This window comes from Xenorhabdus sp. PB62.4, from assembly GCF_014467285.1.
Lineage (GTDB): Bacteria > Pseudomonadota > Gammaproteobacteria > Enterobacterales > Enterobacteriaceae > Xenorhabdus.
The window spans coordinates 157,564-170,591 of sequence record NZ_NKHR01000006.1 but is presented as its reverse complement, the minus strand read 5'-3'; the positions used below and the strand labels follow the sequence as shown (position 1 = coordinate 170,591).

At 42.7% G+C, this 13,028-nt stretch carries 10 protein-coding genes; 5 read left to right on the top strand and 5 right to left on the bottom strand.

The features are described 5' to 3' along the window. Positions 1-121: 121 nt before the first annotated feature. From aceF to ampD, 5 genes are all read right to left on the bottom strand, one after another. Entirely contained in the window at positions 122-1,978 is a 1,857-nt protein-coding gene (gene aceF, locus Xenpb_RS07980) for a pyruvate dehydrogenase complex dihydrolipoyllysine-residue acetyltransferase (RefSeq protein WP_187653831.1), read from the bottom strand. Between the two features lie 13 nt (positions 1,979-1,991). Further along, positions 1,992-4,655, bottom strand: coding sequence for a pyruvate dehydrogenase (acetyl-transferring), homodimeric type (gene aceE / locus Xenpb_RS07975; RefSeq protein WP_187653830.1), 2,664 nt, complete (start codon positions 4,653-4,655; stop codon positions 1,992-1,994). Between the two features lie 240 nt (positions 4,656-4,895). Then, a complete protein-coding gene (pdhR, locus tag Xenpb_RS07970; RefSeq protein WP_187653829.1) occupies positions 4,896-5,660 on the bottom strand; it encodes a pyruvate dehydrogenase complex transcriptional repressor PdhR in 765 nt (254 codons plus the stop codon). Between the two features lie 726 nt (positions 5,661-6,386). Then, complete coding sequence (ampE, locus tag Xenpb_RS07965) at positions 6,387-7,274, bottom strand: beta-lactamase regulator AmpE (protein WP_187653828.1); 888 nt, start codon at positions 7,272-7,274, stop codon at positions 6,387-6,389. Positions 7,275-7,279: 5 nt separating this feature from the next. Next, on the bottom strand, positions 7,280-7,822 hold the full coding sequence (gene ampD / locus Xenpb_RS07960; protein WP_187653827.1) for a 1,6-anhydro-N-acetylmuramyl-L-alanine amidase AmpD: 543 nt from the start codon (positions 7,820-7,822) through the stop codon (positions 7,280-7,282). A gap of 319 nt (positions 7,823-8,141) precedes the next feature. On the opposite strand from ampD, the gene ppdD reads away from it, so the two are divergent. The 5 genes from ppdD (at position 8,142) to zapD (ending at position 13,012) form a co-directional block, all read left to right on the top strand. Beyond that, positions 8,142-8,564 carry a prepilin peptidase-dependent pilin gene (gene ppdD / locus Xenpb_RS07955; protein ID WP_187653826.1) on the top strand — a complete coding sequence of 141 codons (423 nt, stop codon included), beginning with the start codon at positions 8,142-8,144 and terminating at the stop codon, positions 8,562-8,564. A gap of 70 nt (positions 8,565-8,634) precedes the next feature. Then, the gene (gene gspE / locus Xenpb_RS07950) at positions 8,635-10,182 is read left to right on the top strand and encodes a type II secretion system protein GspE (RefSeq protein ID WP_187653825.1); all 1,548 of its coding nucleotides are present in this window, start codon (positions 8,635-8,637) and stop codon (positions 10,180-10,182) included. After that, positions 10,179-11,378 carry a protein transport protein HofC gene (gene hofC, locus Xenpb_RS07945; RefSeq protein ID WP_187653824.1) on the top strand — a complete coding sequence of 400 codons (1,200 nt, stop codon included), beginning with the start codon at positions 10,179-10,181 and terminating at the stop codon, positions 11,376-11,378. Before gspE ends, hofC begins: the two co-directional genes overlap by 4 nt. Before the next feature lie 259 nt (positions 11,379-11,637). Beyond that, entirely contained in the window at positions 11,638-12,261 is a 624-nt protein-coding gene (coaE, locus tag Xenpb_RS07940; RefSeq protein ID WP_187653823.1) for a dephospho-CoA kinase, read from the top strand. After that, positions 12,254-13,012 carry a cell division protein ZapD gene (gene zapD, locus Xenpb_RS07935; protein ID WP_187653822.1) on the top strand — a complete coding sequence of 253 codons (759 nt, stop codon included), beginning with the start codon at positions 12,254-12,256 and terminating at the stop codon, positions 13,010-13,012. Before coaE ends, zapD begins: the two co-directional genes overlap by 8 nt. Positions 13,013-13,028 lie beyond the last annotated feature (16 nt).

The window sequence follows — 13,028 nt, the reverse complement described above, 5'->3', positions numbered from 1 at the left end:
ACAAAATTGTAAATAACCTGAAAAGCGCGTTAACGTGACAGAAATCTCAACCTGCCAGATGAAAGGAGAAAATATCTGTCACGCTAGTCATTATTAGGCCGGTTATTCACCGGCCTTTGCATTACATCACCAAACGGCGGATGTCGCTCATCAATTGATTAATATAAGTGATGAAGCGCGCACCATCTGCCCCGTCGATCACACGGTGGTCGAAAGACAGAGACATAGGCAGAATCAGACGAGGAACGAATTCCTTGCCATTCCAGACAGGTTTCATGGAAGAACGAGACAGGCCCATGATTGCCACTTCTGGTGCATTCACAATTGGTGCAAAACCGGTAGTACCGATACCACCCAGGCTGGATATGGTGAAGCAGCCACCTTGCATGTCGGAAGCAGTCAGCTTACCAGCACGTGCTTTCTTGGAAACTTCAGCCAATTCTCTTGACAGTTCCATGATGCCTTTCTTATTGACATCTTTGAATACTGGCACAACCAGACCATTAGGCGTATCAACCGCAATACCGATGTTGACATATTTTTTCAGGATCAGCTTTTGGCCATCTTCAGAAATGGAGCTGTTAAAGCGAGGCATTGCTTCCAGTGCTTTCGCAGCTGCTTTCATGACGAATACCAGCGGAGTGATCTTCACGCCTAGCTGTTTCTTCTCAGCTTCTTTGTTCTGCTGTTTACGGAATTCTTCAACTTCAGTGATATCCGCTTCATCGAACAGGTTAACGTGAGGGATCATGACCCAGTTACGGCTCAGGTTAGCACCGGAGATTTTCTGGATACGGCTCATTTCTACTTCTTCGATTTCACCAAACTTGCTGAAATCAACTTTTGGCCAAGGCAGCATACCCGGCAGGCCACCACCCGCAGCAGCAGGTGCAGCTTCTGCGCGTTTAATCGCATCTTTCACATAAGTCTGAACGTCTTCGCGCAGGATGCGACCTTTACGGCCTGTGCCTTTTACTTTAGCCAGATTTACGCCAAATTCACGCGCCAGACGACGGATCACTGGAGTTGCATGAACGTAAGCGTCATTTTCTGCAAATTCGTTTTTGCCTTCTGCTGGTTTGCTCGCTGCTGGCGCTGGTGCTGCTTTCGCAGGTTCAGCCACTGGAGCCGGAGTCGCTGCCGCCGCAGGTGCTGCACCTGCAACTTCAAATACCATGATCAGAGAACCGGTTTTGACTTTATCGCCAGTCGCAATCTTGATCTCTTTTACAGTACCCGCGAATGGCGCAGGAACTTCCATAGAAGCTTTATCGCCTTCAACAGTGATCAGTGACTGTTCTTCAGCAATGGTGTCACCCACTTTGACCATGATTTCGGTAACTTCAACTTCATCACCACCGATATCTGGTACGTTAACTTCTTTCGCCGCAGATGCCGCAGGCGCTGCTGCCGGAGCCGCTGCTGCCACAGGTGCTGCACCAGAACCCGCAATTTCGAATACCATGATCAGAGAGCCAGTTTTAACTTTATCGCCAGCGGCAATTTTGATCTCTTTCACAGTACCCGCGAATGGCGCAGGAACTTCCATAGACGCTTTGTCACCTTCAACGGTGATCAGAGACTGTTCTTCAGTGATGGTATCACCTACTTTTACCATAATTTCGGTAACTTCAACTTCGTCACCACCGATATCTGGCACATTCACTTCTTTGCTTTCAACCGCTGCTGGTGCCGCAGCCGGAGCTGCTGCTTCCTGTTGCGCAGGTGCAGCAACTGCTGCACCATTTGCGGATTCAAAAATCATGATCAGTTTGCCGGTTTCAACTTTATCACCAACCACGACTTTGATTTCTTTAACTACACCCGCCTGTGGAGATGGGACTTCCATGGAAGCCTTATCGCCTTCAACAGTGATCAGTGACTGTTCTGCTTCTACCGTATCACCTACGTTTACCAGAATCTCGGTAACTTCAACTTCATCTGCACCAATATCAGGTACGTTAATTTCAATAGACATTAATCTTGACCTCTTATGCCAGACGTGGGTTAGCTTTTTCTGGGTTGATGTTGTATTTCTTGATGGCTTCTTCAACCACTTTCACATCAACTTCGCCACGTTTAGCCAATTCACCCAGAGCCGCAACAACCACGTAAGAAGCATCAACTTCAAAGTGATGACGCAGGTTTTCACGGCTATCAGAACGACCGAAACCGTCAGTACCCAATACACGGAATTCGCTTGCAGGAACAAAGTTACGTACTTGCTCTGCGAACAGTTTCATGTAGTCAGTAGAAGCAATAGCCGGTGCTTCGTTCATGATCTGAGCAATGTAAGGAACACGAGGTTCTTCTGATGGGTGTAGCATGTTCCAACGTTCACAATCCTGACCATCACGAGCCAGTTCAGTGAAAGAAGTGACGCTGTATACATCAGAACCGATACCGTATTCATCAGACAGGATCTTCGCTGCTTCACGAACATGACGCAGGATAGAACCAGAACCTAACAACTGAACTGTACCTTTCGCACCTTCCAGGCTTTCCAGTTTGTAGATACCTTTACGGATACCTTCTTCAACACCTGCTGGCATTGCCGGCATCTGGTAGTTTTCGTTCAGGGTCGTGATGTAGTAATAGATGTTTTCTTGCTTCTCACCATACATACGCTCCAGGCCATCATGCATGATAACAGCCACTTCATAAGCAAATGCTGGATCGTAAGAGATACAGTTAGGAATAGTCAGGGACTGAATATGGCTGTGACCATCTTCATGCTGCAAACCTTCGCCGTTCAGAGTTGTACGGCCAGAAGTACCACCGACCAAGAAGCCACGAGCCTGCTGGTCACCAGCCGCCCAGCACAGATCACCGATACGCTGGAATCCGAACATGGAGTAGTAGATGTAGAACGGGATCATTGGCAGGTTGTTGGTGCTGTAAGAAGTTGCAGCAGCCAGCCAAGATGAAGCAGCACCCAGTTCGTTGATACCTTCTTGCAGGATCTGACCTTTAGCGTCTTCTTTATAGTATGCAACCTGCTCACGGTCTTGCGGAGTATACTGCTGACCATTCGGGCTGTAGATGCCGATTTGACGGAACAGACCTTCCATACCAAAAGTACGTGCTTCATCAGCAATGATTGGAACCAGACGATCTTTGATAGACTTGTTCTTCAGCATGATGTTCAGTGCACGAACAAAAGCGATGGTGGTAGAAATTTCTTTGGATTGTTCTTCCAGCAGAGAGCTGAAATCTTCCAGAGCTGGAATTTCCAGTTTTTCGTCGAAGTTAACACGACGGCTTGGCAGGTAACCACCCAGTGAATTACGACGCTCATGCAGATATTTGGATTCTTCTGAATCTTTGTCGAAAGTCACGAATGGCAGGCTTTCAACTTGCTCGTCAGATACAGGAATATTGAAACGATCACGGAACTGACGCACGCCGTCCATGTTCATTTTCTTAACCTGGTGAGCAATGTTTTTACCTTCAGCGGTGTCGCCCATACCGTAACCTTTGACGGTCTGAGCCAGGATTACAGTTGGCTTACCTGTAGTTTCCTGCGCTTTTTTCAGTACAGCGTAAACTTTCTTAGGATCGTGACCACCACGGTTCAGAGCCCAGATTTCGTCATCAGTCATATCTTTGACCAATGCCGCAGTTTCTGGGTAACGACCGAAGAAGTGCTCACGAACATAAGCACCATTTTTAGACTTGAATGTCTGATAGTCGCCGTCCAGAGTTTCGTTCATCAATTGAACCAGTTTACCGCTGGTATCTTTACGCAGCAGTGCATCCCAACGCTCGCCCCACAGGACTTTCAGTACCTGCCAGCCAGCGCCGTCGAAGATGCCTTCCAGTTCATTAACGATTTTGCCGTTACCTGTTACCGGGCCATCCAGACGCTGCAAGTTACAGTTGATGATAAATACCAGGTTATCCAGTTTTTCACGAGTTGCGATAGTGATCGCACCTTTGGATTCTGGTTCATCCATTTCACCGTCGCCCAAGAAAGCGTAAACGGTTTGTTTAGAGGTATCTTTCAGGCCACGGTGTTCCAGATATTTCAGGAACTTCGCTTGATAAATAGCGGAGATTGGTCCCAGACCCATGGAAACAGTTGGGAACTGCCAGAAATCAGGCATCAGTTTAGGATGCGGGTAAGAAGACAGACCATTACCGCCGATTTCCTGACGGAAGTTATTCATCTGCTCTTCAGTCAGACGACCTTCAAGGAAAGCACGTGCGTAAACGCCCGGAGAAATGTGGCCCTGGAAGTAAACCAAGTCACCGCCATCATTTTCGTTACGAGCACGGAAGAAGTGGTTGAAACACACGTCATAAACAGTAGCAGAAGACTGGAATGAAGCCATGTGACCACCCAGTTCCAGATCTTTTTTGGATGCACGCAGAACGGTCATCACGGCATTCCAACGAATAGCAGAGCGGATACGGCGCTCCAAATCCAGGTTGCCAGGGTAAGCAGGCTCATCCTCAGCAGGAATAGTGTTGATGTAATCACGGCTTGCAGCACCTGCGGCAACGTTAACGCCACCTTTACGAGCTTCATTCAAAACCTGATCAATCAGGAACTGAGCACGCTCAACACCTTCTTCACGGATGACCGATTCGATCGCCTGTAACCAATCGCGAGTTTCGATCGGATCCACGTCATTTTTCAAAATATCTGACATGGTGTATTCCTTATCTGTTATCTATTTCTAATGGTTGTTGGAGCCTATCTTCTGGTCATACCTTTTGACTAACTGCCTGTTACGACCGGAAGATAGGCCCTGCTATATGTTGCCGCTAAAACTCTTGGGTAAAGAGTTGACGAACTGTACAAACGCAGCAGTCAGAATCTGTACAGTCAAGTTTAGAACCTACCCCATTCGGGAATTTGATTTGTCAATGACGCCCCAAGGGACAGGCTCTTATTCCTGATGTTGCTGGAGCCGCCTCAATGAACGCTCACGGCGAGTATGTTCACGAGTCAGATCCAATAAAACTTCTTCAATAAAGGCCAAATGGCGATGAGAAGCCTCTCGGGCTTTCTCCGGCTCTCTCGCCATAATAGAGCGAAAAATCTCAGCCCTGTGGCCACTAACGGCTGCCAACATTTCCTTGCGGGTATAGATGAATTCAAAATTGCGTCTGATATTTTGTTGTAACATTGGGATCATACAGCGCAATAAATGCAGCAATACCACGTTATGGGCAGCTTCCGTGACAACAAGCTGATATTGCAGGACAGCATCAGATTCCGCATTCACATCCCCACTTTGTTGGGCTTCTTGAATAGCAAGGTGGCTCTGCTCAATGCGTTTGAAATCTTCATCGGTTCCCCTAAGGGCTGCATAGTAAGCCGCAATACCCTCTAACGCATGACGCGCTTCCAGGAGATCGAACTGGGATTCTTGATTCTCTGCAATAAGTTGGACAAGCGGGTCGCTGAAACTTTGCCACAGGTTATTCTGTACGAAAGTTCCTCCCCCTTGACGACGGAAAAGAAAGCCTTTGGCTTCCAGTTTTTGAATGGCTTCGCGCAAAGAAGGACGTGATACTTCAAACTGCTTAGCCAGTTCACGCTCAGGCAGCAGCTTTTCTCCCGGGCGTAGCGAGCCTTCAAGAATGAGCTGTTCAAGACGCTGCTCAATCACATCTGATAACTTTGGTTGGCGAATCTTGCTATAGGCCATATCTGCTGTAAGCCATTCAATGAGTAAATGTTGCTTCGGGCTATGTTATTTCAGGCTATGTTATTTCAGGCTATGTTATTTCGGGCTATGTCGCTTTAAAACCATGCCCCAACTAACTCAACCTTAGTCACTAAACTTGAGTGACCAAGCCCTAGCTAACGAGGGTAAAGTAAATTGGTAATACCAATTTAGAATACAGGGTCTTAAAGTAACAAAGTATTCACTAGCTGTCTATAAAGACCTTGAGCTAAATCATAAAAATCTGCAAATTTTAACAAATTATTTTAAATTTTATTAGAAAATTATAACCAAAAGGGATTTTAAGGCGGGAAAATTTAGGACCATTTAACGTTTTTTAAACGTAATAAATAGGCAAACTGAAGCGTTATAGCATCAAAATAATTTAATAAAAATTCAATAAAAACGAATTAAAATTCAATTTAAAAATAATCAAAGAACACAGGCCTATGTAAAAGCGCATAAATCAATCAACCTATCCAAAATAGAATAGGTAACTTTAAGACCAATGAATCATTGGCCTCTACAACATTTCTTACAACAACAGCCTTCACATAACTGTTGTAAACTATCGGAAATTACCAATAAGTTTTTAAGAAATATACCCTATAAATTTCAAGTTATAGCAATTTGGTAAGTAAACTTAACTAACGAATTAACAACTTGAAAAATAAAGGGTATATAGCTATTCAATTAAATCATTTATGGTTAAATTAACGCTCCATAAATCGTTAACAATGCCACAATAATCACAATCGTAAATGTTGCTTTTTTAGCTAACGTGACAGCAGCAACTGGCGTTTCTACAGGGTTAAGATGAGGTACTTTACTGAGCGCAAATTGAGCCAGTTGGCTGACTACCTTATATTGCGATGTCCGAAAATCACTGAGCGATGCGATCCAAGCTGGTAAAGCTTTCTCGCCATGCCCCAACAAAGCATAAGCAATACCTGCCAAACGTGCAGGAAGCCAATCCAACCAATGCAGTATGCCATCAACCCCGGATTGCGCGCGCTGCACCACCGTTGCATGTTGTGCTAACCATCTTTGGTAAGCTCTAAGGCAACCGTAACCCATCAAAATGGCAGGGCCAAATTTTCCCCACACAATCAACCAAAAAATCGGTGCGAGATAATAACGGAAATTTATCCAGATTAAGGCATTCTGTATTTCACGCAATCGTTCATCCTTCGTGGTATCGGACACGGTTGCAGTGTTAGATGATGTTGTATCTGGCGGCATTCCCTGAAGCATCATCAAACGAGTAAGATGGATATTCTGCTGTTCGAAATCATCATGACGTACTGCCTGAAGATATCCACGATAGTCATGACGTAATCCTCCTGCACCAATACATAACAAGCTGATGATAATACTCAATAAAATCGCCGGAATGCCAAAAGCAACAGAACTCGAAATATCAATAAGCTTCCAGGTTAATAAGGCAACCAGTAAGGTTATGACCAAACTGCCCCACAATGAATGTGATTTTACTCTGGCAAAAAGCGGGGATAAATAACGTTCCAACTGCCAATGGTCTCCCATTTTAAAAACACGTTCCCATGCCAGTATTAACAGTAGAATAAAGAGAGTCATCCAACTCACTCCTTCAATAGTTGTCGATAGTAATCCCAGTAAAAATATGGCCCTGGATCAGTCTTTCTACCCGGAGCAATATCACTGTGTCCTACAATATTATCGTGGATATCAGGATATTGGCTGATAAGTAGCCCGGTGATTTCCGCCAGTTTAATGTACTGAATTTCAGTAAATTCCTCGTAATCCGTACCTTCCAGCTCAATACCTATCGAAAAATCATTGCATTTTTCACGGTCACAGTAGCAGGAAACACCTGCATGCCAAGCTCTTTTATTGAAAGGCACATATTGAACAACTTCCCCATCGCGCCGGATTAGGCAGTGGGCAGAAACACGCAGGTGTTTGATCTCATCAAAAAAAGGATCATCATTTGGATTCAGTGTCCCCATAAATAATTGATCAATATAAGGGCCACCAAATTTTCCGGGAGGTAAGCTAATGTTATGAATAACCAGTAATGATGGAACTTCATCTTCTGGACGCAGATCACAATGTGGAGAGATAACTTTTCTTGCAATATCAATCCACCCTTCATGCAGTTTCATTCTTTTACTTCTCCCTTAATAATTCAATATCACGCCGTTCCAGCCAATTATTTTAATTCACAGCTCATGTGACTACTTAAAGTGTAACAGCTTAACATGTCAACACCTTCAATTGACCAAGATTGGTGACGTTTTTTATTTACGATCAAGTTCGAATATTTTTTGCAAAAAAATGTAACACATTATTATTTTTTCAAACCAATTCCATAAATATAGCTAAAGCTATTTTATTTTCCTCTGTTTACTTCATGCTTACTCATATCTGCATTTATCTACAACCAAATTTGATAGCCAACGCAAATAAGCATAAGGAAGAAAAATGAATCAACATGGATTTACATTAATAGAATTGATGGTTGTTATGGCAATTATATCTATCCTCGGCGCAATTGGTATTCCCAGTTATCAGGGATATATCCAGAAAGCAGCGTTGACCGATATGCTGCAAGCTATTGTGCCTTATAAATCCGGTGTGGAGCTTTGTCGCTTTGAGACTGAAAATTATAGGGACTGCCATTCTGGACAAGCATCCATCCCATCAGGTCACAATAGTCGCTATGTCAGTACCATCACAGTAAAAGAAGGTGAAATAACGGTCGTAGGGCAACAAAATCTCAGCGGACTTAACGCCATTTTAAAACCAACGCAAGATACGAAAACAGGTATCACACAATGGAATACTATTTGTGAGTCTAAAAATGAATCATTAAAACTAAAATGTCAGAAAACCTTAAAATTCTAAAAACATATTTTAAGATAACCTTTTTAAAATAAGCACGTTAAATAATTAACCTATCAAAGGAATATAATTAATGATAAATAAGGAAAATCTCTTAATGGAAAGAGAAGTGAAGGAATTATGTCAACGGCATCAATCGATTATTATAAAAAAAGACTCCCAAACTATTACTATTGCCTGTAGTAAATCACCCAATGAGGATTTCGTCGCTGCATTGCGTTTTATTTCCGGTTTAATTGTTAATATAGACATCTGGCCAGAAGCAAAAATAGAATCACTGCTGATGCAGGAAAAACCCGTCATATCAGAAGAGCATCACTGCGCAGAAAATAATGGAGATAAATCTTATCGCATTGATAGTCTGGATAATCGCTATTCCAATCATCATATGGTGCAAACAAATGGTGTTCAGGATGAGGATATAGATACGCCTGTGATTCAATTAATCAATCAAACGATATTAACCTCAATCCAGAAAAGAGCTTCAGATATTCACTTTGAACCTTCTCAACGTGGTTATCAAATACGCATCCGAGTTGATGGAATATTACATGCCATGCACACTCCACCAGCTCAAATGAATACCAGTATTCCCGCCCGTTTAAAAATCATGGCAAAACTCAATATTGCCGAAAAACGCCAACCTCAGGATGGGCAATTTGATTGGAGCGATAATACAAATAACGATAATACAAATAACTATGCAATACGCATATCAACACTACCAACCTTGCATGGGGAAAAAATAGTTCTGCGTATTTTAAATACCATACACCAATTGTCCCTGGAACAACTGGGTATGCCTGAATCACAGTTACAGTTGTTAAAACAGAAGATCCATTTACCACAAGGAATGATTTTGGTAACCGGCCCAACGGGGAGTGGAAAAACTGTCACGCTCTATAGCTGCCTGCAATATTTAAACCAAGCCAAAAAGAATATCTGTAGTGTCGAAGATCCCGTTGAAATTCCATTGAGCGGCATCAACCAAACACCGGTAAATAATAAGATTGGGCTGGATTTTGCCAAAGTTCTCAGGGCATTATTACGCCAAGATCCCGATATCATTATGGTTGGTGAGATTCGTGATAATGAAACTGCCGAAATATCAATGAAAGCAGCGCAAACGGGGCACTTGGTTTTATCAACACTGCATACCAACTCCACCATTGATACTTTATCCCGCCTGCAAAATTTGGGAATTTCTGGCTACACGACAGCGTCATGCGTGAAGTTGATTATTGCACAGCGACTGGTTCGTAAGCTCTGCCCCCATTGCCGCCAGCAAGACATAAAACCCACCATCATACCTAACCTTATCAGTGAGACAGAAACTCTTCCCTTATCTGCAAAACAACTTGTCTCTATCAGAAAGTGGAATGCCGTTGGTTGTGACTACTGTTTTTCTGGTTATTACGGCAGGACAGCTATTTATGAGTTTCTCGAAATAAAACCAGAACTCCAGCAAGCAATGATGTCTGAACATGCAAGTAATAACATTTCACATTTACTTGCCTTACAACAGGATTCAACTCTTTTTTCAGCAGGGTTGGCATTAGCGGAAAAAGGAATAACCACCCTTGAAGAGATTTATCAAATTACAGGCCATGAAGCAGTATGAAAATAGAATATATTTACCAATGGCAAGCGATTAACAATAAAGGGAAAATCATCAAGGGAGAAAGCATCGGCCACAGCAAAAAAAGCGTATTTCAACACTTAAGTTATCTCGATTTGCAACCCTATTCGATTAAATGCAAAAAAGTCATTTATTACAGTGAAAAGGAAGTTGCTTATCGCCTACATTTTATTCATCAGTTAAGCTCATTACTGACCTCAGGAATTCCTCTGCTTCGGGGATTGGCTATCTTATTACAAGAATGCAAACATGCACTTTGGCGATGTGTATTAACAGACATGATTCAGAAAATTAGCCAAGGTGAACCATTCTCCACAACACTGGAATATTATCCAAAATTATTTCCCCCTTTATTCAGTCAGATTATTGCTGTAGGAGAACAGACAGGCCAACTTGAGAATTGCTGTCAATTAATCCTTCATCGGCTGGAGCAGCAAGATACGTTAAGGAAGAAAATTCAAAAGGCTTATCGTTACCCTTTGATTGTCGCTTTTGTAAGTTTCCTCGTTGTCATCCTGATGTTGGTTTTTGTCTTACCGGAATTCCGACACGTTTATTCTTCATTTAATGCTACTTTGCCTTTGTTAACTCAGTGGGTTTTATCAAGTTCTGATTTCTTAATTCAGCATGGCGTACTATTGCTAGTAATAATATTGATATCACTGATTGGTTATCTATGGTTACGCCATCACTTTCCCATCATGCAAACAAAAGAAAAAATGTTCCTGCTGAGACTTCCCCTGTTTAAGCAACTCACGATTTACCAGCAAACCAATCAAATATTCCATATTCTATTTATGACCCAGAAAGCAGGTTTAACACTCACAACCGGGCTGGAATGCGCACTTAACGCCACTCATCACCCTGTTTTTATCACTGGCATAAAATATTTACATCGGCAAATCCAACAAGGAATTCCAATGAGTGATGCTTTAAAAAAAGCAAAGTATTTCCCCTCCTTATGTCAACAGTTTGTCACTATAGGTGAAGAATCTGGGCAATTAGAGTTATTTTTATTTAATCTTGCAAAATGGTATCAGGAAAAATCCATCAACCTTGCTGATAGTTTAGTTCAATTACTTGAACCTCTATTGATGCTGATAATCGCACTGATTGTTGGTTTATTATTGCTGGCCATGTACCTGCCTATTTTTCAATTAGGCACAATATTATCTTAACAATATATTTACATATCGGGTTGTTTTTTCTCAGGAGCAAAAAGCAGAAGTATTAGACAATGAATTTCAGGTTACAGCGTGGTGTTAGAGAACGTATCCCAAGGGGCATAGTTAATATAGTGAATCATGTGGCTTGTAAAAAAACGTATTTAACAATTCAACTTGGAAGGTGGGAAGGATATACGCGTTTGTTTATAGCTCATAAGCCTCCCTTGGGTTACAATTTAATTATGCTATCAGAAATATTTTAAGGGATAGAATGGCTTATATTGTTGCACTCACAGGTGGAATTGGTAGCGGTAAAACGACTATCTCTAATGTATTTTCATCCCTTGGTGTTCCTCTTGTTGATGCTGATATTATTGCCAGAGAAGTTGTTGCTCTTGGCACTCCCGCATTACAGGCAATCACAGAACACTTTGGTCCCGACATATTATTAGCCGATAGCAGCCTTAACCGCACCCTGCTGCGCCAAAAAATTTTTGCTGCCCCGGAAGAAAAGCAGTGGATCAATGCGCTCTTACATCCGCTGATACAAAAAGAAACACGCAAGCAACTGAACCAAGTTACTGCGCCCTATGTTATTTGGGTAGTTCCTCTACTTATTGAAAATAATTTAACGCATTTAGCAAACCGTATTTTAGTTGTTGATGTCCCAGAAGAAACACAGATAACCCGAACGATGACTCGTGATGGCGTGAGCCGTAAGCAGGTCGAAAATATTCTGGCTGCACAAGCCAGCCGTCAGGCCAGACTGGAAAAGGCAGATGATGTCATCATTAACCACAGCAACGAGCAAAATATTGCTTCCCGTGTGGTCGAACTACATCAACGGTATTTAAAACTAGCAAAATCAGTCAGACAGGAAAACCATAATGAGTGATGCTACCTCCGCTATTATTTTTGAACATCCACTCAATGAAAAAATGCGTTCATGGTTGAGGATTGAATCTTCACTGCAACAGTTGGAAAAACAACGCCATCTGGATTCTCAGGCGAGTAGCCTCGCATTTTTTCGTACAATTGCCGAATTAATTGAGATCTTAGAACGTGGTGAAGTTCGCTCTGAATTATTGAAAGAACTCGACCGTCAGCAGGCAAAATTAAAACAGTGGCTCTGTGCTCCCAATGCTGATACTGCAATGATCCAAAATCTGGCAGAACAACTTAAGGGACGCAGTATTGCGTTGAATCAAGCCCCAAGACTGAGCCAATACATCAAAGAAGACCGCCTTATCAGTCTGGTGCGCCAACGGCTCAGTATTCCCGGAGGATGTTGTAGCTTTGATTTGCCAACATTGCATCTGTGGCTGCATTTACCCCAATCTGTCAGGGACGAATCCGTAAAAAACTGGTTAGATAGCCTTCGCCCATTACAACAAGCACTGGAAAGCATTTTAGGGCTCATACGCCATTCAGCGGCATTCACGCCTAAAACCAGTCATAATGGATTCTATCAGGGAAACGCTGATGAGGCAGATTTATTGAGGTTAAAGCTAGATGTTGTGTTGGGTGCGTTGGTTTATCCACAAGTCTCTGGCTACAAGACACGTTTTGCCATCCGTTTCTTGCCTATGGATAGTGAACATGGCGTTGTGCCTGCCCATTTGTCATTTGAATTAGCCTGCTGTTAACATAGAATTCAAACTT